The sequence below is a fragment of the Orrella dioscoreae genome (assembly GCF_900089455.2).
GTDB classification, from domain to species: domain Bacteria; phylum Pseudomonadota; class Gammaproteobacteria; order Burkholderiales; family Burkholderiaceae_B; genus Orrella; species Orrella dioscoreae.
On sequence record NZ_LT907988.1, the window covers coordinates 4,558,941 to 4,580,731 of the forward strand.

The 21,791-nt window shown below is 68.3% G+C and carries 16 protein-coding genes; 9 read left to right on the plus strand and 7 right to left on the minus strand.

Going from position 1 to position 21,791, the window contains the following annotated elements:
• Nucleotides 1-27: 27 nt before the first annotated feature.
• The 4 genes from ligD to ODI_RS20900 form a co-directional block, all read right to left on the minus strand.
• The gene (ligD, locus tag ODI_RS20885) at nt 28-2,502 is read right to left on the minus strand and encodes a DNA ligase D (protein WP_067757274.1); all 2,475 of its coding nucleotides are present in this window, start codon (nt 2,500-2,502) and stop codon (nt 28-30) included.
• Between the two features lie 3 nt (nt 2,503-2,505).
• The gene (gene ku, locus ODI_RS20890) at nt 2,506-3,435 is read right to left on the minus strand and encodes a non-homologous end joining protein Ku (RefSeq protein ID WP_067757277.1); all 930 of its coding nucleotides are present in this window, start codon (nt 3,433-3,435) and stop codon (nt 2,506-2,508) included.
• Between the two features lie 220 nt (nt 3,436-3,655).
• A complete protein-coding gene (locus tag ODI_RS20895) occupies nt 3,656-4,612 on the minus strand; it encodes a tripartite tricarboxylate transporter substrate-binding protein (protein WP_067757280.1) in 957 nt (318 codons plus the stop codon).
• A gap of 168 nt (nt 4,613-4,780) precedes the next feature.
• Nucleotides 4,781-6,127 carry an aspartate aminotransferase family protein gene (locus ODI_RS20900; RefSeq protein ID WP_067757283.1) on the minus strand — a complete coding sequence of 449 codons (1,347 nt, stop codon included), beginning with the start codon at nt 6,125-6,127 and terminating at the stop codon, nt 4,781-4,783.
• A 242-nt stretch (nt 6,128-6,369) separates the two neighbouring features.
• Between ODI_RS20900 and ODI_RS20905 the strand changes: the two genes are divergently transcribed.
• The 7 genes from ODI_RS20905 to ODI_RS20930 all read left to right on the plus strand — a co-directional run bounded on the left by ODI_RS20905 (nt 6,370) and on the right by ODI_RS20930 (nt 15,616).
• Nucleotides 6,370-7,383 (plus strand): ABC transporter substrate-binding protein, encoded by a 1,014-nt coding sequence (locus ODI_RS20905; RefSeq protein ID WP_067757286.1) that lies wholly within the window; start codon nt 6,370-6,372, stop codon nt 7,381-7,383.
• 118 nt (nt 7,384-7,501) lie between these two features.
• The gene (locus ODI_RS20910; RefSeq protein WP_067757288.1) at nt 7,502-9,526 is read left to right on the plus strand and encodes a LamG-like jellyroll fold domain-containing protein; all 2,025 of its coding nucleotides are present in this window, start codon (nt 7,502-7,504) and stop codon (nt 9,524-9,526) included.
• A gap of 23 nt (nt 9,527-9,549) precedes the next feature.
• The gene (locus ODI_RS22430; RefSeq protein ID WP_173719699.1) at nt 9,550-9,717 is read left to right on the plus strand and encodes a hypothetical protein; all 168 of its coding nucleotides are present in this window, start codon (nt 9,550-9,552) and stop codon (nt 9,715-9,717) included.
• Nucleotides 9,718-9,753: 36 nt separating this feature from the next.
• Entirely contained in the window at nt 9,754-11,973 is a 2,220-nt protein-coding gene (locus ODI_RS20915; RefSeq protein ID WP_067757291.1) for a phosphocholine-specific phospholipase C, read from the plus strand.
• Between the two features lie 100 nt (nt 11,974-12,073).
• Nucleotides 12,074-13,102, plus strand: a complete 1,029-nt coding sequence (locus tag ODI_RS20920) for an ABC transporter ATP-binding protein (protein ID WP_067757293.1) — start codon at nt 12,074-12,076, stop codon at nt 13,100-13,102.
• 56 nt (nt 13,103-13,158) lie between these two features.
• Nucleotides 13,159-14,820, plus strand: coding sequence for an ABC transporter permease subunit (locus ODI_RS20925; protein ID WP_197707121.1), 1,662 nt, complete (start codon nt 13,159-13,161; stop codon nt 14,818-14,820).
• Nucleotides 14,821-14,842: 22 nt separating this feature from the next.
• Complete coding sequence (locus tag ODI_RS20930) at nt 14,843-15,616, plus strand: DeoR/GlpR family DNA-binding transcription regulator (RefSeq protein WP_067757295.1); 774 nt, start codon at nt 14,843-14,845, stop codon at nt 15,614-15,616.
• 38 nt (nt 15,617-15,654) lie between these two features.
• Here ODI_RS20930 and ODI_RS20935 read toward each other — a convergent pair whose 3' ends face one another.
• Complete coding sequence (locus ODI_RS20935) at nt 15,655-16,566, minus strand: LysR family transcriptional regulator (RefSeq protein ID WP_067757297.1); 912 nt, start codon at nt 16,564-16,566, stop codon at nt 15,655-15,657.
• Nucleotides 16,567-16,699: 133 nt separating this feature from the next.
• Here ODI_RS20935 and ODI_RS20940 point away from each other — a divergent pair, with 133 nt between their 5' ends.
• Both ODI_RS20940 and ODI_RS20945 read left to right on the plus strand, forming a co-directional pair.
• Complete coding sequence (locus ODI_RS20940) at nt 16,700-17,506, plus strand: class II aldolase/adducin family protein (protein WP_067757298.1); 807 nt, start codon at nt 16,700-16,702, stop codon at nt 17,504-17,506.
• Between the two features lie 57 nt (nt 17,507-17,563).
• Entirely contained in the window at nt 17,564-18,544 is a 981-nt protein-coding gene (locus ODI_RS20945; RefSeq protein WP_067757301.1) for a tripartite tricarboxylate transporter substrate binding protein, read from the plus strand.
• A 46-nt stretch (nt 18,545-18,590) separates the two neighbouring features.
• On the opposite strand, the gene fdxA is transcribed toward ODI_RS20945, so the two are convergent.
• Nucleotides 18,591-18,926 carry a ferredoxin FdxA gene (fdxA, locus tag ODI_RS20950; RefSeq protein ID WP_067757303.1) on the minus strand — a complete coding sequence of 112 codons (336 nt, stop codon included), beginning with the start codon at nt 18,924-18,926 and terminating at the stop codon, nt 18,591-18,593.
• Between the two features lie 430 nt (nt 18,927-19,356).
• Nucleotides 19,357-21,726, minus strand: a complete 2,370-nt coding sequence (locus ODI_RS20955; RefSeq protein WP_082985430.1) for a TonB-dependent siderophore receptor — start codon at nt 21,724-21,726, stop codon at nt 19,357-19,359.
• Between the last annotated feature and the right edge of the window lie 65 nt (nt 21,727-21,791).

Genomic DNA, 21,791 nt, shown 5'->3' on the forward strand with positions numbered 1-21,791 from the left:
GCTTGTCCATCTTGCGGCCTGGCGGGTTCATGCCATGCCCATCGCCTTCATCGCCCGGCCGATCGCCTGCGGCGCGTAGTCCGACCAGGGCGCATTACCCACCTCGAGACGCGCCGCGATGTCAGCGATCGTCCACTGCGCGCTGCTTTCCAGGCTGTCGAGCTCATCCCAGCCGATGGGGACCGACACCCCCAGCCCCGGCCGCGCCCGCGCGGACCATGCGGCGACAGTGGTGGCGCCGAAGCCGTTGCGCAGGTAGTCGACGAAGATCTTTCCCTCTCGGTTGCGGGGGCCGCTCTTGGCGACGAAGCGTTGGGGAATGGTCCGGGCCAGGTGGCGCACGATCTCCGCCGAGAAATCCTTGACCGTGCCCCACTCGTATTGCCGCCGCAGCGGCACGACCACATGCAGTCCCTTGCCGCCGCTCGTCTTCAGCCAGGCCCGCAGGCCGATCTCCTCGAGCAGGGATCGCAGCAGGGCCGCGCCTTCCTTCACCGCAAGCCACGCCACGCCCTTGCCCGGGTCCAGGTCGAACAGCAGGCGGTCCGGCTTGCCGATGACCGTCTTGCTGGCGTTCCAGGTGTGGAACTCGACGACGTTCATCTGCACGGCAGACAACAAGGCCTGGGGCGTGGACACTTCCATCAGCGGCGCGTGGTCCGGATCCAGGCTGCGCGGCAGGTCCCGCACACCGGGGATCCGGGCTTCCTTGTGCTTCTGGAAGAACTGTTCCTCGTGGATGCCCTGCGGCGCCCGCAGGAAAGACACGGGGCGGTTCTTCAGTTGCGGCAGGATCAGCGTTGCGACCTGCCCATAGTAGCGAGCCAGGTCGAGCTTCGTCAGCCCGGTGGACGGATCGATGACGCGCTCGGGATGGGTCAGCTTGCCCAACTTCGCCTCGCCTTCCGGCGCCGCGCCGCGGATGCGGCGCCTGGCAGGCACGGTCTTCTTCGCGACCGCTTTCGCACGCTTGGCTGCCATGGGCGCCTCCTTCGTGATCGACTGCGCGGGCTTGTCTTCGCGCACGCCGCGGAATACCGCCTGGCGCACGTGCCCGGAGGACGTCCACTCGCCAAACGACACCTCGACAACGAGTTGCGGCGCCACCCAGGTGATTCCGCCGCCCGCCCCTGTCGGCCCCTGGAGCGGCGGCGCCGTGGCACGCAAGGCATCCAACTGCTGCTTCATGCGGGCAAGACCGGCGGCGTCGAAGCCCGAGCCGACCCGGCCCGCGTAGCGCAAGCCGCCCTGCGCATCATGCACCGCCAGCAACAGCGCGCCGAAGCCGCTGCGTCCTCCCTTGGGGGCGGTGTACCCCACCACGACGAACTCCTGCCGCCTGGCGCACTTGATCTTCAGCCAGTCAGGACTGCGGCGCGAGACGTAGCGCGACGACTGGCGCTTGGCGATGATCCCCTCCAGGCCCATCTTGCAGGCCGTGGCGGCAAGCTGCGATGGCGCCGCGTCGAATGCCTCGCTGAAGCGCAGATGGTCATCGCGGGACCGCGCCATCAGCTTTTCCAGCCAATGCCTGCGCACCGACAGCGGCTCGCCGCGCAGGTCGCGCCCGCCCAGGTAAGGCAGGTCGAACGCATAGAAGACGATATCGGCAGTGCGCTCGCTGTCGAAGGCATTCTGCAAGACCTGGAAGCTGGGTGCGCCGTTCTCGGCCAGGACCACGACTTCGCCATCGATCCACGCGGACCGCGCATCCAGCCGCGCCAAGGTCTTGGCCAGCCGCGGCATGCGCGCCGTCCAGTCGTGCCCGTTGCGGGTGTAGAGCCGGACGTCCTCTCCTTCCACCCTTGCCAGGATGCGGTAGCCGTCGAACTTGATCTCGTACAGCCACTCGCTCCGCGAGCCCGGCACGGCGTCGGCGAGGGTGGCGAGTTGCGGCGACAGCGCGCCGGGCAGGTCCGCCGCAACGCCGGGAAGCGCACCCGAGCCCGCGGCCTGGCGCAATGGCACCACGCTGTCCGGGAATGCCTCCACCACGCTGAAGTCGTCCTCGGCACGCGCCAGCGCGTCCTTCTCCTTGATGAGCAGCCACGGCGGCTGCTTCTCGCCCTTGCCCTTCATGCGCACCAGTGCCCAGCCGCCCTGCATCTTCCTGCCGTGCAGCGCGAACTTCAGGTGCCCCTTGCGATAACCGGCACGGGGATCGCCCACGGGTGCCCACGTGCCTTCGTCCCAGATGATGACCTTGCCCGCGCCGTACTGGCCCTTGGGGATGTCGCCTTCGAACTGGTTATAGGCAATGGGATGGTCCTCGACCTGCACGGCCATGCGCTTGACCGACGGGTCGTAGCTGGGGCCCTTGGGCACCGCCCAGCTCTTCATGGCGCCATCCAGTTCCAGGCGCAGGTCATAGTGCAGCCGGCTGGCCCAGTGTTTCTGGATGACGAAAGCCCGCGCATCGGGGTTCGCCTGGCCGCCGTCGGCGGGCTCGGCGGTCAACGTGAAATCACGTTTGGCGCGATAGGCCTTGAGCGTATCGGCCATGGCTTACGCCGCCTTGCGCGTCTTCTTCGCGGTGGGCTTCGTCGCGGTGGTCGTGGTCGCCTTCCTGCCGGCCCGTTTCGCGGTCTTCGCCGGCGCCTTCGCCGCTTTCCTGGCCGCAGCTGGCTTGCGCGTGCCCCCACGCCCCTTCAGGCTGCGTTGCAGCAGCTCGGTCAGGTCGATGACGTTGTCCGCATAGGCAGGCGCCTCTTCCTCGGGCTCGAACACGGTCTTGGCCTTGCCCGCCTTGGCCTTTTTCTCGACCAGCGACATCACCGCGTGCTTGAACTCGTCCCGGAACGCCTCGGGCTGCCACTCGCCCGTCATGTCCTCGACCAGCATCTTCGCCATCTTCAATTCATTGGCGCTTGGGGCATAACGCTTGGCATCCTGCGCGGGCAGGTCCAGGTCGTCCATCGACTTGACCTCGTCGCCCCAGCGCAGAAGGTTCAACACCAGGGCGTCGCCCGCCGGGATCAGCGCGGCCAGGTGCTGCTTGGTATTGATCACCACGCGTGCAATGCCGATCTTGCCGGACTTGGCGAGGGTGTCGCGCAACAGCGCATAGACCTTGTGGCCCTTGTTCAGCGGCGCCAGGTAATAGGGCCGCTCCAGGAACACGAACGGCACCGCGGCAGCGTCGACGAAACGGTCGATCTCGATGGTCTGTGTGGTGCGCGGATAGGCCTGCTCGATCTCGTCGGCCGACAGCACGACATACTTGCCGTCCTGGTATTCGACGCCCTTGACGATGTTGTCGCGATCGATTTCCTTGCCAGTGCGCTTGTTGATGCGCTTGTAGCCCACCGGGTCCATGGTGCGCTTGTCCAGCCAGTCGAAATCCACGCCGGATTCGGTCGTGGCCGTGTGCAGCCCCACGGGCACGTGCACCAGTCCGAAGGAAATCGCGCCTTTCCAGATGGTTCGTGTCGCCATCTTGCGCTCCCGTTGTTCCGCATGCAGACACGGTAAGCGCAGGCCTCCAATCTTTGCAGTAAAGGAAGGATACCCACGCAACGGCGTGCTACCCGGCGGGCGCTCGGCTCGCTACGGGCGGACCGGCGCCGAAACGGCTGGACACACGAAAGCTCGACGAGCGCCGGGGACTGGTTCAGCCACGATGACGGCTCCAAATCCCCAGCCCCACCCGGCGGCCTCAATCCGCGTACACCCCCGCGGCCTTGATGACCGGGGTCCACTTGGCGATCTCGGACTGGACGAACTTCTTGTGCTCCGCCGGCTCGACGCGCGCATCGCTGATGAGCCGCGCGCCCAGGTCCTCGGTCTTCTTGATGAAGGCGGGATCCTTCAGCGCGGTCTTCAGGGCCTCGTTCAGTTTCTTCGTGACAGCGGGCGGCGTGCCCTTGGGCGCATACAAGCCGTGCCAGATGGTGATCTCGAAGTCCTTCAATCCCAGTTCCTGAAGCGTCGGCAGGTCCTTCAACGCGGGCGCGTCCAGGCGCTTGGCGGTGGTGACGGCGAAGCCCTTCACCTTCTTGCCCTGGATCTGCGGCAAGGTGTTGATGCTCTGGTCGCACAACAGGTCGATCTGGCCGCCGATGAGGTCCGAGATGGCGGGCGCCGTGCCCTTGTAGGGCACCGAGACCATTTCCGTCTTGGTGGCCGACTGGTACAACAGGCCGCACAGGTGCGAGGCCGAGCCCACGCCTGCATTGCCGATGTTGACCTTGCCTTGCGCCTTGCCGATCCATTCGGACAGTTGCGCGTAATCATTGGCCTCCAGCGTCGGGCGGGAGATCAGCGTCATGGGAATGTCGTTGACCAGGCCCAGGTACTCGAAGTCGTCCGTCACGCTGAACGGCAGGTTGCGCAGCAACGCGGGCATGGTGGACATGCTGATGTGGTTGAGCAGCAGCGTGTAGCCATCGGGCGCGGCACGCGCCACCTTGGCCGAGCCGACCGAGCTGCCCGCACCCGAGGAGTTCTCGACGACGACCGTGGCGCCCAGGGGGCCGCGCAATGCCTCGGCCAGGTCGCGCGCGGTGCGGTCGGTGGGACCGCCCGCCGCGAAGGGGACGATCATGGTGATGGTTTTCCTGGGGAAGTCCTGCGCGTGCGCGGTGAAGGTCGTGGCGGCGGACAGGGCAAGCATGAGGGAAATGGCGCGTTTCACCGGTGTCTCCAGCTTTATTTTGGTTGGACTGCGTGGCCAGAGTCTTGTCCATCCACGCGAGCGGTGGAAAGCTGGATGTTCCTGATGCTTGCTCAGGGTTGCCCTGAGCCAGGCATCAGGTGGCCTGGCGATCTCACCGCCCGGGCATCACCCCCGCTGCGCCGTGACCGCCAGCGCCTCGTCCAGCGCCCCCACCAGCCAATCGATATCGCCCGCCTGGAATGCCAACGGCGGACGCAGCTTCAGCACATTGCCGTGCGGCCCTGCCACCGAGGTCAACACGCGGCGGGCGCGCAGCGCCTCGACCACATCCAGCGCCCGTTCGCGGTCCGGGGCGCGCGTCTGCCTGTCGGCCACCAGCTCGAACCCGATGAACAGGCCCGCGCCGCGGACATCCCCCACCGCTTCGTGCCGCGTGCCGAGCGCCTGCAAGGCCGCCAACAACTGTCCCCCCACGCTCAGGCTGTGCTGCTGCAGGCCTTCTTCCTGGATGACGCGCAGCACGGCCTGCGCCGCCGCGATCGAGACGGGGTTGCCGCCGAAGGTATTGAAGTAAGGCAGCCTGTCGCTGAATGCGGCCAGCACCGGCGCCCGGGCGAACAGGCCGGCCACCGGCACGCCGTTGCCCATGGGCTTGCCGGTGGTGACCACGTCGGGCGTCACGCCGTGGCGGGCAAACCCCCAGAATGCCTCGCCGCTGCGGCCAAAACCAGGCTGGACCTCGTCGGCGATGAAGACGCCGCCATGCCGGTGCACGACGTCCACCGCCTCGCGCAGGTAGCCGGCGGGGCCGGGCAGGACGCCGTCGGAAGAGAAGAGCGAGTCCACCAGCAGGCCCGCGAACTTGATGCCGTGCGCCGCCATGTCGTCGATCTGCGCCTGGACCTGGGCGGCGAACCAGAGCCCGAGATCCGGCGCGTCGACGCGATAGCGGTCGGGCGCGGGGACCAGACGCGTGGACGGCGCCAGGGGCTGGCCGCTGCCCAGCGCGGGCGACACGCCCGAGGTCAGCGCGCTGGTGCCGTGGTAGGCCTCGCGCGTGACGATGATGCCGGTGCCGCCGCTGCAGGCCTGCGCCACGCGGATGGCGAGATCGTTCGCTTCCGATCCCGTGCACACATACATGGCCTTGTCGATGGCGGGGGGCAGCGTGGCCAGCAACGCCTCGCTGTAGTCGACGATGCGGCCATGCAGATAACGGGTGTGCGTATTGAGCTCGGCCATCTGCGCGGCCACGGCCTGGATCACCGCGGGGTGGCAGTGGCCGATGCTGGCGACGTTGTTATAGACATCCAGGTACTGGACGCCATCCGCATCCCAGAGATATTGGCCCTGCCCCCGCACCAGGTGCACGGGCTCCCGGTAGAAAAGGCGATAGGCGTCACCCAGCAGGCGCCCGCGCCTCGCGGCGAGTTCGCGGTCGCGCGCGCCGAGGCGGTCGGCGTGTTCGGCGCGGAAGCTGTTGGTGTCCATGATGCTGGAGGGGGTAGGCATGCGGTATCTGTCCAAGGGAAAAAGCCGGCGCGCGGACACAAATGAGAACTTTGCGTGACGCGGGCCGAAGGTCACAGGTCTGTCACAACCATAAGGCATATTGAGCATATGTGTGATTTCTTGCATTTGCATGAATCAGCCCAAATGCATGGCGTTGCACGCTGCCGGCCGCCCCTGATCGTGGCCTGATGTCCACGAACCGGCCCCCCCTCATTCGACCTGCCTCATTGATTGGAAGCACTATGACCCGCCGCCTGTTCTCCCAACTCCTGCCGCTGGGCGCCCTCGCCCTGGCCGCCGCCCACGCCGCCCACGCCGGCACGATCACCGTCTATACCTCGCTGGAAGAAGACGAGATCAAGGAATACGTCAGCGCCGCCAAGAAGGACATGCCCGACCTCGACATCAAGGTCCTGCGCCTGTCCACCGGCGACCTCGGCCCGCGCATGCTGGCCGAATCGGCCAACCCGCAGCACGACGTGATCTGGGGCTGGGCCGTGACCAACATGCTCGATCCGCGCATCGGTGCGCTGCTCGAACCCTATGCGGCGAAGGGCGCCGACACGCTGGCGTCGCGCTATCGCTCGGCCGACGGCAAGTGGTTCGCCACCACCGGCTACATGGCCGCGTTCTGCGTGAACACGGAAGTGCTGAAGGCCAAGAACCTGCCCGTGCCCACGAGCTGGAAGGACCTGGCCGATCCGCGCTACAAGGGCGAGGTGGTCATGCCCAACCCCGTTTCCTCGGGCACCGGCTATCTCCAGATCGCGGCGCTGCTGCAATCCCGGGGCGAGCAGGACGGCTGGGCATTCCTGAAGACGCTGGACGGCAACGTCGCGCAATACATCAAGTCGGGGTCGCGTCCGTGCAAGGCCGCCCGCGCGGGCGAGTTCGGCATCGGCACCTCGCTGGCCTTCGCCGCCATGCAATCGGTCGAGGAAGGCTATCCCGTCAAGATGGTGATCCCCTCCGACGGCGCGGGCTACGAGCTCGAAGCGTCGGGCCTGATGGCCGCGTCGCGCAACAAGGCCGACGCCAAGCGCTTCCTGGACTGGACGCTGTCGCCCAGCGCCGCCGCGCTCTACACCAAGTACAAGGAAATCGTGACCATCCCGGGCGTGCCGCAATCGAAGGCCGCGCAAGCCGCCGGCCTGCCCGCGGACCTGTCGAAGGTGCTGTACCCCATGGATTTCGCCAAGTCCGCCAAGGACCGCGAAGCCATCCTGTCCACCTGGCAGAAGACCATCGGCCGCTGAACCGGCGGCCCTGGGAACACACGCTCCCGCGCGCCCGAGCGCTTCGCGTCGCAAGCGGCCCCACCGGCGCCGCTTGCGCGGGGCGCAGGCCCGACGCCTCTTTTCGAGTTTTCGACACATGAATCCGACCTCCCGTTATCCGGGCGTGTTGGGCGGCGGCCTGCTGGCCGCTTGTCTTGCGCTGTCCGGCTGTGGCGGCGGCGACGACGGCCCCGACGCCGTCGCGACGCCCGCGCCCACCCCCACTCCGCCGATTTCCGATGCGGCCGGCCGCAAGGCCCTGGTCATCGACCTGGACGGCCCCTCCTATGCCGCGCTGCAGGACGCCCTGGCCCAGGGCCGCGCCACCGGCCTGGATGGCTTGCAGATCGCCCCCGCCTGGACGGGCGGACGCAGCGGCACCCTGACCGAACAACCCACCACCGGCCGCCCGAGCTGGGCCAGCCTGCTGACCGGACAGTGGTCCTGGCGCCATGGCGTGAACTGGGAGCAAGGCAGCGCCACGCTGCAGGCGCCCACGGTGTTTTCCGCCCTGCGCCAGGCCGCCACGGAAAGCCGCAGCGGCGCGGCCAGCACGCAAGCGCTGTATGTGGACCTGCTGCGTCCCGACGTGGACGCCGGCGCCCTGGACACCCTGGCCGACTGCTCGGCCGAGGCGCAGGCCATCGATTGCGTGACCCGCCAGGCGGGCGACATGGTGGCCCAGGGCTACGACCTGACGGTCGCGCAACTGAGCGCGCCCGGCGCGCCCGCCCAGGCCATTGCCACGCTGGCCACGGCCGTCACGCGCCTGCGCACGCAGCTCGATGACCGCCTGGCCACGCACCCGAAGGAATCGTGGCTGGTGCTGGTGACCACCGGCTATGGCGCCGACCGCTACGGCTCGGCCACCGGCACGCAAGCGGTGGACAGCAAGACCACCTTCATTGCCAGCAACGCGACGCTGGGCGCGCTGGGCACGGATCCGGCCGCCCCGCAGACCCCGGACGCGCTGTACGCCCGAGCCGCGATCACCGACATCGCCCCGACCGTCCTGCGGCACCTGGCGGTGCCGGTGGACAGCAGCGCCTATGCCTTCGAAGGCCAGGCGCTGCAGGCATCCTTGGCGCTGCGCGCGGCGACGGCCCAGGCCGGCGCCGACAAGGCCAGCCTGGCGCTGTCCTGGCAGATCGAGGGCACGCCCGCCGAGGCCTTGCGCCTGCTGCGCGATGGCCAGGAGATCGCCGTGCTGCCGCCCGAGACGCGCAGCTACCTGGACGACGCCCTGCCCGCCGCACAGGATGGCCGCCACGCCTACCGCTACACCCTGGTGTCGGGCGACGCCGTCATGTCCTGGCCCGCCCGCATCGATTTCGTGACGCCGATGCCGCTGGCCACCACGCTGACCAATGGCCTGCGCAGCTACTACAGCTTCGACGGCGCAACGCCAGTCGACGCCACCGGCCTGTCGACCCTCGTCCCCTGGGATGCCTCGGCGGACGGCGGCAGCGCCCTGCCCGCCGACAATTTCCTGGGCCGCTGGACCAGCCCCGCCTGGCGCCTCGACACCACCGTCGTGGGCGCTGATGGCGTGGCCGGCTACCGCCTGCGCCAGAACGCGGGCGACATCACCGACAACACGCAGTTCACGGTGGGCTTCTGGTTCCGCAGCAACGGACTGTGCGCGCGCAGCCTGAGCAACGGCGTGCCGATCTTCTCGAACAAGAACTGGCACAGCGGCGGCAACCCGGGCATCACCATCGGCCTGTGGAACGGTTGCGAACTGCGCTTCAACCTGGGCGGCTCGGGCCGCATCGACAACAGCGGCCATGCACTGACCGACAACCAGTGGGCCTACCTGGCGCTGGTGGTCGACCGCAGCGCGCGCACGTTCACCAGCTATGTGTTCGACCCGGTGAAGGGCCAGCAGATCAAGAGCCTCGCTTTCTCGGCCGCCCTGGGCAACTTCGTGCCGGGACTGGGCACCGGTTTCTCGCTGGCCGAGGACGGCACCGGCTCCTACATCACCAAGGAAAACAACGCGGGCTCGCCGCGCGGCCAGATGGACTTCAACGAACTGGCGCTGTGGAACCGCGTGCTGACCGAGCAGGAACTGGTCTCGATCTATCGCGCCGGCCGCCCCCTGCACACGCTGCAGCCCTGAACCGTTCAAAGGAACCCCACGCCATGACGCTTCTTTCTTCCTCCCGCCTGGCGGCCGCCTTGGCGCTGGCCTGCCTGCTGTCGGCCTGCGGCGGCAGCGACCACGACGAACCGCCCGCCACCGACACGCCGACCCAGCCGGGCGAGCCCGGCACGCCGCCGCCCGCGCCGCAACTGCGCTGCGCCCCGTGACCCCCGGCCCCAACTCATCCTGGCAGAAGCATCGACATGATTGACGCATCCAAACGCAAATTCCTGCGCACGACCGCGGGCACCGCGGCCTCGGCTGCCGCGCTCAACCTCTTTCCGCCCAGCATCCGGCGCGCGCTGGCCATTCCGGCCAACAACCGGACCGGCACCATCCGCGACGTGGAACACGTGGTGATCCTGATGCAGGAAAACCGCTCGTTCGACAACTACTTCGGCACGCTGGCCGGCGTGCGCGGCTTCGGCGACCGCCACACCATTCCGGTGCCCAACGGCCTGAACGTGCTGCAGCAGCTCAATGGCAACGGCAAGCCCATCCTGCCCTATCACCTGGACCAGTCCAGCGGCAACGCCCAGCGCGTGTCCGGCACGCCGCACGCCTGGATCGATGCGCGCGACGCGTGGAACCAGGGCCGCATGTTCGAGTGGCCGCGCTACAAGCAGCAGCAATCGATGGGCTATTTCACCGAGCAGGAACTGCCCTTCCAAACCGCGCTGGCCAACGCCTTCACGCTGTGCGACGGCTATTTCTGCTCGCTGCACGGCGGCACGAACTCCAACCGCCTGTTCCACTGGACCGGCACCAACGGCGCGACCGTCAACGACGGCCGCGTGGTGGTGAACAACGTCTGGGACACCCTGAACAGCACCACCAACCTGGCGACCACGGGCTTCTCGTGGACGACCTATCCCGAGCGCCTGGAAGCCGCCGGCGTGAGCTGGATGGTCTACCAGAACATGCCCGACAACTTCACGGACAACCCGCTGCTGGGCTTCAAGCAGTACCGCCAGGCCAACCTGGATTCGGGCAAGCCGGTCTATCACGACCGCAGCAACGCCAACAATCCGGCCTACGACCCGGCCAGCGACAACACCGGCAACCCGCTGTACAAGGGCATCGCCAACACGATGCCGGACAACGGCTTCCTGGGCACCTTCAAGGACGACATCCTGGCCGGCAAGCTGGCCCAGGTCACCTGGGTGATCGCGCCGTCGGCCTATTCCGAACACCCCAGCAATTCCAGCCCGGTGCAGGGCGGCTGGTACATCCAGGAAGTGCTGGATGCGCTCACGGCGAACCCCGATGTCTGGAGCAAGACCGTGCTGCTCATCAACTTCGACGAGAACGACGGCTACTTCGACCACTATCCGCCCCCCTGCGCCCCCTCGCTCAAGGCCTTCGACCCGGCCGACGCGCACGGCAAGACGACGCTGCCCGCCGAACAGATGACGTCCGAGTACTACATCGCGCAGCCCATCGCCGGCACCTCGATGCCCACGCCCGACGCCGACTGCTACGGTCCGGGACCGCGCGTGCCGATGTATGTGGTGTCGCCGTGGAGCCGCGGCGGCTGGGTGAACTCGCAGCACTTCGACCACACCTCGGTGCTGCGCTTCCTGGAGGCCCGCTTCGGCGTGCAGGAGACCAACATCAGCCCGTACCGGCGCGCGGTGTTCGGCGACCTGACCACGGCCTTCAACTTCGCCACGCCCAACGACGCGCCGCTGGAGACGCTGGGCGGGCGCAAGTCCAAGGCCGATGCCGACGGCCTGCGGACCGCGCAGCAGGCGCTGGCCCAGGTCACGCTGCCCTCGCCCCAGGCGCTGCCGCGCCAGGCCCCCGGCACGCGGCCCTCGCGCGCCCTGCCCTATGAGCTGCACACCAGCGCGCGGACCGATCTCGTCAACGGCACGGTGCGCCTCATCTTCTCGAACACGGGCACGCAGGCGGCGGTCTTCCATGTGTACGACAAGCTGAACCTGGACCGCGCGCCGCGCCGCTACATGGTGGAAGCCGGCAAGCAGCTGGACGACAGCTGGGCCGCCAGCGCCGACAACGGCGGGCGCTACGACCTGTGGGTGCTGGGCCCCAACGGCTTTCACCGCGGCTTCACCGGCGACCTGTCCCTGCAGCGCAATACGCAGGCGCCGGACCCCGAGGTGCGCGTGTGCTACGAGATCAGCCAGGGCAACCTGGCCGTCACGCTGATGAATGCCGCCTCGGTCGACGCCCGCCTGCACGTGCAGGCCAAGGCCTACCGCTACGACGGCCCGTGGAACGCCACGGTCGGCGCGGGCGGCAGCGAGACGCTGGCCTGGGACCTGTCCGGCAGCGACCGCTGGTACGACTTCGTCGTCACCTGCCCCGACCTGCCCGGTTACTCGCGCCGCTACGCCGGCCGCGTGGAAACGGGCAAGGACGGCATCAGCGATCCGGCGATGGGCCAGGACGGCTTCTAGGCCCTGGCGCTGATCGCGCCCGCGCCGGGGACGGGCATGGCCCGTCCCCTTCCCGTTTGTTCCCATTTCTTCCCAGGCCAACCGCCAGACCAGAACCCGAATGTCCCTTTCCATCCAGAATCTCAACAAGCGCTTCGGCACCCAGCACGCCCTGGCGGATATCTCCCTCACGCTGGGCGCATCGGAGTTCGTCTGCCTGCTGGGGCCCAGCGGCTGCGGCAAGACCACGCTGCTGCGCATCATCGCCGGCCTGATGCAGGCTGACAGCGGCACGGTCGGCCTGGACGGCCGCGACCTGGCCGCGCTGCCCGCGCGCGACCGCGGCTTCGGCATCGTGTTCCAGTCCTATTCGCTGTTCCCGCACATGACCGCCGCGCAGAACATCGCCTACGGCCTGAAGATCCGCAAGACCGCCCCCGCCGCCCAGGCCGAGGCCGTGGCCCGGCTGCTGGCGCTGGTCCGCCTGGAGGGCCTGGGCGACCGCTATCCCGCGCAACTCTCGGGCGGCCAGCAGCAGCGCGTGGCGATTGCCCGCGCGCTGGCCGTCGAGCCTTCCCTGCTGCTGCTGGACGAACCGCTCTCCGCGCTGGATGCGCGCGTGCGCGCCGGCCTGCGCCACGAGCTGCGCGAGATGCAGCAGCGCCTGGGCATCCCCACGCTGATGGTCACGCACGACCAGGAAGAAGCCATGGAACTGGCCGACACCATCGTGTGCATGAACAATGGCCGCATCGAGCAGGCCGGCCCGCCGCGGGAGCTCTATCTGCGGCCCCGCACCCGCTTCGTGGCGGAATTCATGGGCCACGGCAACCTGCTGCCCGCCATCGAGGCCGCACTGCTGCTCGCCACGGCGCCGGACGCGGCCGACGCCCAGCCAGCCCTGCCGCGCGACGGCCTGCTGTGCGTGCGGCCCGAGCACCTGCGGCTGCTGCCGCGGCAAGGCGGGGCCGGGCGCATCCGCGCCGTGGTGTTCCTGGGCGCGCGCCAGCACGTGCGCCTCGCCTGGCGCGGCCGGGAGCTGCTGGCCGAGACCGATGGCAGCATCGCGTGGGAGGCCGGCCAGACGGTGGACGTCGCGCTGGCCCAGGCCGAGCACGCCTGGGTGCCCGAGACGCGAGGCCACGCATGAGCGCGCCGGGCCGCCCCAAGGGCGAATATCGACGTGCGCAGCAAGAAGGTGCTCCAGTGAGCGCGCCGCTTCCCGCCGCCGTTCCCGAGCGCGGCCTGGCACGCTGGCTGCCGCGCCTGTGCCTGTGGGTGCCCCTGCTCGTGCTGGCGATCTTCTTCGCGCTGCCCATGCTGGGCATCGCCTGGCGCAGCCTCATCGAGGACGGCAGCGGCCAGCCCGGCCTGGGCAACTATCTGGCGCTGGCCGACATGCCCGGCATCTGGCGCGCGGCGCGCAACAGCATGCTGCTGGGCGCCGCCGTCACCGCGATCACCGTCACGCTGGGCTTCATCGTGGCCTACGGCCTGGAGCGCTGCGCGATGCCGGGCAAGCGCATCATCGCCACCCTGCTGCAACTGCCGGTCATCGCGCCCTCGCTGGTGCTGGGCCTGGGCCTCATTTTCCTGCTGGGCCGCAACGGGCTGGTGGGCAAGATGCTGGGCATCCGACCCGACATCTATGGCTTCTGGGGGCTGATGCTGGCCGACATCCTCTATGCCTTGCCACAGGCCATCCTGATCATCCGGGTCGCGTTGCGCCAAAGCGATGCGCGGCAGTACGAAGCCGCCGAGGTGCTGGGCGCGGGCGGCTGGCGCCAATTCCTGGATATCACGCTGCCCGGCGCGCGCTACGGACTGCTCAGCGCGGCATTCGTCGTGTTCACCGTCACCATCACGGATTTCGGCAACGCCGTGGTCATCGGCGGCGACTTTTCCGTGCTGGCCACCGAGATCTACAACCAGGTCAGCGGCCAGATGAAGTTCGGCATGGGCGCGGTGGTGGGCATCCTGCTCTTGCTGCCCGCCGCGCTGGCCGTGTGGATCGAGCGCGGCACGGCCAGGCGCCAGGCCCGCATGGGCGGCGAGTCGGCGATTCCGCCATCGGCAGCCTGGCTGCCCGCGCGCGACGTGCCGGTCTTCGCGATCAGCGCGCTGGCCGCGGCCTGCGTGGCCCTGGTGGTGGGCATCGTGGTGTTCTCCAGTTTCATGCGCCTGTGGCCCTATCGCATGACCTTCACGTTGCGCCACTACGCGCTGGACATGACGGGTGCCTATGAATCGCTGTGGACCTCGGTGTGGATCTCGGCGGCCGCGGCCGGGTTGGGCGTGGCGCTGCTGTTCATGCTGACCTTCGCGATCCGCCGCCGGCCGGGTCCGCTGGCCAGCCTGGCGGCGCTGCTGTCGGCGATGCCGGTGGCAGTGCCGGGCCTGGTGCTGGGCCTGTCCTACGCGCTGGCGTTCAACTCGGCGACCATGCCCTGGGGCGCGCTCTATGGCACGGCCGTGCCCATCATCCTGTGCAACCTCATCCACTTCCACACGCAGGGCTATGCCGCCATGATGACCGGCATGCGCAAGGTGCCCGGATCGCTGGAAGACGCCGTGGCGGTGCTGGGCGGCGGCACGCTGCGCGTCCTGCGCGACGTCTACCTGCCTTGGCTGCGCGCCACGCTGGTGTCGGTGGGCCTCTTCCTGTTCATGAGCGCCATGGTGACCCTGTCGGCCGTCATCTTTCTTGTCACACCGTCGCTGCCGCTGGCCGCCGTCACGGTCATGCGCCTCGATGAGGCCGGCTTGACCTCACAGGCCGCCGCGTTTTCCACCTGCATCATGGCCATCGTTGCTACCATCGCCCTGCTGACCCGGATGCTCGCGCGGCCGGACAGCCGGATGGCCTGATAATCACCAACAAGAATCGACCATGCTTCAAGAAACCCGACTGCACCGCATTCGCAGCCTGCTTTCCTCGTTCAACCAGGTCAGCACCGATCGCATCGTCCAGGACCTCGGCGTCTCGCGCGAGACCGTGCGCCGCGACATCCTGGAACTGGAAGCGGAAGGCGTGCTGCGCCGCGTGCACGGTGGCATCATCGCCACCAACGACGAACCCGAGCCGCCGCTGGCCGTGCGCCAGACCGTGCGCGCCAAGGAAAAGCGCGCCATCGCGCGTGCCGCGGCAAGGCTGGTGCAACCCGGCCAGACGCTCTTCGTGGACGCGGGCAGCACCACGGCGCTGCTGGCGGAAGAACTGTCCGCCATGACCGGCATCACGTTGATCACCAATGGCCTGCTGGTTGCCCAGCAGATGGCGGCAGGCCAGGCCGCCCGGCCGGCCAACCACGTGATCCTGCTGGGCGGCCAGGTCAACACCTCGCTGGCCGCGACCTGCGGCGACGTGACGGTGTCGGAAATCCACCGCTATCGCGCGGACATCGCCTTGCTGTCACCCGTGGGCGTCAGCGCCGAGCATGGCGCGACCAGCTTCGAGCATGCGGAAGCCGCCATCGCGCGGGCCATGGTGGTCCAGGCCAAGCGCCTGGTGATCCTGGCCGACCACAGCAAGGTCGGCCACGCCAGCCGCGTGGCGTATGCCCATGCACAGGACATCGACGCGTTGGTCACCAACCGGCACAAGGACAATGCCGAGGGCTGGGACGCGCTGCGCCGCGCGCACGTGGAAGTCGTGCTGGCCTGACCCGCAGGCCTGACCCCCGCCGCGGCGCCTGGCCGGCGTCAGGGCGCCAGGCCGGGGGCGGCGCCTTCCGTGCCGGCCCCGCCCGTCAGGTGCTGCACGAACATCTTCGACAAGGTCCGCTGCGGCCGCAGCGTGCTCCAGAGCAGGTGGCTCTGCACCTGGATGTCCGGCACCAGAGGCCGGCGCACCAGTCCCGGAATCGGCAGCGCGCCCAACAGGCTGGACTCCACCAGCGCCACGCCCGCGCCGTGGAAGGCCAGCACGATGCCCGTCATGGAGGTCGAGACCTCCAGCTGGATGTTCAACGGACGCTGCAGGAACTCGCCCAAGCGGTGCCGCAGCAGCGCCTGCGGCACGTAGGTGATGACCGGATAGGGCAGCAGGTCGTCGATGGTGATGGCGGGCAGAGCCGCCAGCGGATGGGTGCCGGGCAGGATACAGCCCAGCACCGCGTCGGCGATGCGCAGCGACGCGATGCCCTGGTGCTCGCCGGGCGCGAACGCCACGCCCAGGTCGACCTGCTCATTCAGCAGCCGCTCCGCGATCAGGTTGGAATCCATCGATTGCAGCGAGACCCGTACGTTGGGACGGGTCTTCACGAACTCGGCGACCGACTTCGCCAGCCAGGCATTGGCAATGGGCGAGCTGGCGGCAATCGACAGCGAGCCCTGGATGCCCTCGGCGAGATCCTGGCTGAAACGCTCCAGTCCGGAAATGCGCCCGAAGATGTCCTGCACCTCGGGCAGCAGGGCCCGCGCCTCGGGCGAAGGCTCCAGGCGGCCGCCCTGGCGGCGGAACAGCGTGAAACCCAGGCGTTGCTCGAAATGCTTGATCGTGGCGCTGACCGCGGGTTGCGTGACGTTCAGCAGTCCCGCCGCCCCCGTGATCGACCCGGACAGCATCACGGCATGGAAGGCTTCCAGGTGGCGCAGCTGTATGCGGGAATGCATGGCGATGTCTCCATAAGCGGGCTTTATGACCGCCGTGTTTTTTGTGATTGGCAGCCATGTTAGGCCACTCCCTAGAATCCCTGCTCGTGTCGCCCCGGCGCAGCCGCCGGGAGCCTTACTACAGGAGTGATCCATGCAGGCTACGCAGGAAACCGTCTACCGGCCCAAGCAGGAGAACCTTTATTTCCCTGCCTATCCCAAGTTCGACTCCATCGAGGCCGAACGCTGGCACCGCCGCCAGCGCCTGGCCGCCGTCTGTCGCGTGTTCGCCAAGTTCCGCTATGAATATGGCTTCGCGGGCCACGTGACGGTGCGCGATCCCGAGCATCCGAACCTGTACTGGACGAATCCCTTCGCGATGGATTTCGGCCGCGTCCGCGCCAGCGACATGCTGCTGGTCGACCACGCCGGCACCGTGCTGGAAGGCAGCTGGGCCGTGAATCGCGCCGGTTTCGTGCTGCACTCGGCCATCCATGAGGCCAACCCCGACGTGATGGCCTCCTGCCACGCGCACACCACCAACGGCATGGCCTGGGCCGCGCTGGGCCGCCCGCTCGACCCGATCACGCAGACGGCTTGCGGGTTCTACGAGGACCAGGCCCTGATCACGGAAGAGGCCGGCGCGGTGGTGGTCGATGACAAGAAGGGCCACGCGGTGGCCCAGGCTTTCGGCCGGGCCAAGATCGCCATCCACCAGAACCACGGCCTGTTCTCGGCCGGCCGCGAATCGATCGAGGAGGCCGCGTGGTGGTTCATCGCCGCCGAACGCGCCTGCGAGATCCAGCTGAAGGCGGAAGCCACGGGTTCGCCGCTGAAGATGATCGACCCCGCCGCCGCGCTGCATTCGAAGAAGCACCTGGCCACGCCATTCATGGCCTGGCTGCATTTCCAACCCATCTACGACGCCATCGTGCGCGAGCAGCCCGACTGCCTGCTGTAGATTCCGGCCCCCCGCGGCCACCGTCCTACCAAAACAAAACAAGTCCGAGGAGACACCATGATCCGCCCTCTTCACCGCGGCGCTGCATCCGCCGCCCTCCTGCTCAGCCTCTGTTCGCCGGCGCTGGCCGCCTGGCCCGATGACAAGCCCATCGAACTGGTCGTCGGCTTCGCGGCCGGCGGCGAAACCGACATCCTGGCCCGCGTGCTGGCGCCCTATCTGCAGAAGCACCTGTCGCCCAAGGCCAACATCATCGTGGTGAACAAGCCCGGCGCGTCCGGCGCCATCGCCAACACCTATGTCCAGCGTGCCGCGAAGGATGGCTACACGGTGGCCATGGTCAACACGCCGCCCATGAACTTCATGCCGCTGGTGCAGGCCACGCCCTATGACCCCGACCAGTTCGCGCTGATCGGCCGCGTGGTCAGCGACCCGACCCTGCTGGTGGCACGCGACGACAGCCCCCATGCCTCGCTGAAGGACCTGGTGGCGGCGGTCAAGTCGGGCAAGACAACTGCCACCATCGGCCAGAACGGCCTGGGCAGCAACGGCGGCGTGGCGCTGAACCTGCTGATCCAGGAAAGCGGCGCCGCGCTCACGGAAGTACCCTTCACCGGCACGGGCCAATCGAAGATCGCGCTGATCGGCGGCCACGTCGACATGATCTTCGCCAGCCACACGGCGGTGCCCAAGCCTGAGTCGGAATCGGTGAAATTGCGCATCCTGGCGCAGTTCATGGACAAGCGCGCACCCATGCTGCCGAATGTGCCCACGGCCAAGGAAGAAGGCTTCGACGTCGTCGTGCCATCGGATCGCGGCCTGGCCATCCACAAGGACGTGCAGGCGGACATCCGCGGGAAGCTGCAGGCGGCGCTGGAGGCCTCGCTGAAGGACCCCGAGTTCCTGAAGGCGGCCAACGCGTTCGCGGATATCCTGGCCTACAAGTCGGGCACCGAGTGGCAGGAGGACATCGAAGCCGCCAAGGCGCCGCTGGAACAACTGGCTGCCAGCCTGAAGCAACGCGGCGCCGCGCGCTGAGCATGTGCGTGCGTGTCCCTCGCGGGGCACGCGCCGCCTGGCCGCTTCATTCCGGATAGGCCAGCAGGTGCAGTTTGTCCGGCACGCCGCGCCAGGCGGCGTGATCGGGCAGCGGTTCCTTCACCTTGCTGATCCGCGTCCAGCGCGGGTCCTGAGACAGCGCCGCGTTCAAGGCCACGATGGGCTGCTGCGCATCGGTGGCCTCGGCCACGTTGATGATCGCGCCCACCGGGCACTCCGGCACACAGACCGAGCAGTCGATGCATTCAACAGGATTGATGACGAGGAAGTTCGGTCCCTCGAAGAAGCAGTCCATGGGGCAGACGGCGACGCAATCGGTGTACTTGCACTGGATGCAGGCTTCGGTAACGGCAAAAGGCATGGCGGAAAGCAAAGGCGAGAACGGGCAATGCCGTCACCTTAGCCCGCGCGCCGTGACAGCGGCATGGCTATCGGCCCTTTTTTTGCCGCCGGGCCGTCCCAAGGCAAAAGCGGCCCCCTCGGGGGGCAGCAAGCCGAAGGCGCGGCGTGGGGGCCCTTTTTTGCCGCAATGCACCGTTCCAGTTTCGGCAACAACCGCAGGCCCTTGCCGTCTTTTCAACCCTTTTCAACCTTGAGTCATTTGCATAGGCGCACAAGCATATGCGTATTTGATCGCACCGGCGCGGCGCGATTTCCGTAGACTTCCCATCAGTGCAGCACGCATGCCCCGGCGGGCCCATGCGGGTTGCGCTTCCCCTTGAAACGCGGCGGCTAGCCGCGCTTCAGCGCGGCGCACCGTCCCGGAAATCCGGGTGGGCGCCGCGTTTTTTTTAGAACTTCCCGCGCAACGTCAGCATGACGTTCGCCGGTTCACCGAAGTAGGTCTGGCGATTCGAGCCGCCCGCATACCGTTCGAAATAGCGCTTGTCGAAAACGTTGTTCACGGTGAGCGCGGCCGAGACGTCCGGCCCCCAGGCATAGCCCGCCTGCAAGGACACCACCGAGAAGCCGCCCTGCTGGTAGCGCTCGCCGCTGTACTCGGCGTAGGTGGCGCTGGAGGTGCGCACGCCGCCGCCCACGAAGACGCCGCGCCCGGCTTCCTGACCCAGGCGATAGCGCGTCCACAGCGAGAACTGGTGGCGCGGGAACGTCGAATCGAAAGGCTGGCCCAGCATGTCCGGCAGGCCGTCGCGATGGCGTGTGGACGTATAGGCATAGCCCGCGGTCATGTCCCAGCGCGGCGTCAGCCGCCCGCTGAGCTCGGCTTCGACGCCCTGGCTGCGCACGTGGCCGGCCGCCAGCGAGTAATCCTCGTTCTGCGGATCGTCCACCGCGCGGCCCTTGTCGTCGATGCGGAACACGGCGACATGGCCGGTCAGCTGGCCGTCCAGGAACTCACCCTTCACCCCCAGCTCGACCTGCTCGCCCGTGCGCGGCGACAGGAAGCCGCCCGCCACGAAGCGCTCGGTCTGCGGGCTGAAGATCCGGTTGTAGCTGGCATACACCGAGAACCTGTCGTCCAGGTCGACGATCAGCCCCAGGTTGGGCACGAAGCGGCCATCGATGCGCTGGCGGTTCTCCGGCGCATCGGGATCCTTGTTGTCCCACCAGGCCATGCGCGCGCCCGCCAGGAACGTGACGCCGCTCACCGGGCGCAGGCGCAGATTGGCATAGGCGCCGTATTCGATGGTCTTGGGTTCGGGAGGGTCGCCAATCGCGCCTTCGGGCATGCGCAGGTCCTGCGGCGGCGCATCCACCGGCACGCGCCACGTGGCGAAGCGCTGCTGGATCTGGCCGCCCTTGAACACCTGGTAGTTCGCGCCGACCGTCACCGTGTGCGACTGGCCCCAGGCCTGGAAAGGCAGGCTGAGGTAGCTGTCCACCGCGCGGTTGATCTGCACGGATTTCTGGCGCGCGCCTTCGATGGTGACCAGGCGCGTGACCGGATCGATCATGCTGTTGGAGATGTAGCGCGCCATGTCGTTGCGCGTGACGGTCTGGTTGAGCTGCGTGCGCCACGTGCCGCCGTTCTCCAGGCGGCGCTCCAGGTCGAGGAAGGCGCTGTGCGCGCGGTCTTCCTTCACGCCATGGCGCGAACCGAGGAAGGTACTGCGGCTCACGTCGGGCGAACCGCCGCCCGCCATCAGCGGCAGGCCGGCGAAGGCCACCGAGTCGCCGCGCTGCACGGTCATGCCGGCACTCAGCGTGGTGCTGGCATCGACGTCATAGGACAGCGTGCCATAGACCGTGCGGCTTTCCTGGTTGATGGTGTCGACGAAGCTGCGGCGCTTGTCGTATACCGCCACGAACCGGCCGCGCAAGGTGCCCTGCTCGTTCAGGCTGCCGGTGGTGTCCAGCTCGGCCCGATAACGGTCCCACGACCCGGCCATCGCCGTGGCGCGCATCGCCGCATCGGCCTGTGCGCGCTTGCGCGCCAGGTTGATCGTGCCGCTGGGTTCGCCTGCGCCTTCCAGCAGGCCCGCCGGGCCTCGCCAGACCTCGACCCGGTCATACAGCGCCATGTCCATCAGCGCGCTGCCCCACATGCCCTGGCCACCGCGCAAGGGCATGCCGTCGATCAGGTAGTTGTTCAGGCGAAAGCCGCGCGAGCGCAGGTTCACCACGCCCGTCGAGGTGGACAGCACGCGGATGCCGGTGACGTAGCGCATGGCGTCACCCAACGACACGACGTTCTGGTCATCCATCTGCGTGCGTGTCACGACCGAGATGGACTGCGGCATTTCGCGCAGCGACACCACCTCCTTGCCTACCGACACGGCGCGCACGGTATAGGACTGGGTGCCTTCCGACGTGGCGTCCAGCCGGGGCGCCTCGACAGAAACCGGCGCCAGATGCGTGACGCCGCCCGCCGCGGGAACGGGCGCCGGCTGCACGCTGAGCGCGCCGCTGGGGGTCGCCACCAGCACCAGGCCCGTGCCACGCAAGGCGGTGCGCAAGGCATCGACCGGCGCCAACGTGGCAGCCACCCCCGCGCTCATGCGTCCCTCGACCAGCGCAGGCGGCACCGACAGGGCCAGGCCGGTGCCGGTCACGATCTGGTTCAGCACCGGCCCCAGGGGGCCGGCGGCCACGGCGTAACTGCGCGGCGCGCCGCCATCGGGCAGTGCCGCCTGGGCAAGCGCTTGGGGAGAGGCCAGCGCGGCCCCCAGGGCCACGGCGGCCCACATCCGGTCATGCATGAAAGAACTCCTGCGTAGATTGCGTTCAGACAGGAGTGCGGTTTTCACGCCCCGACATGACACGG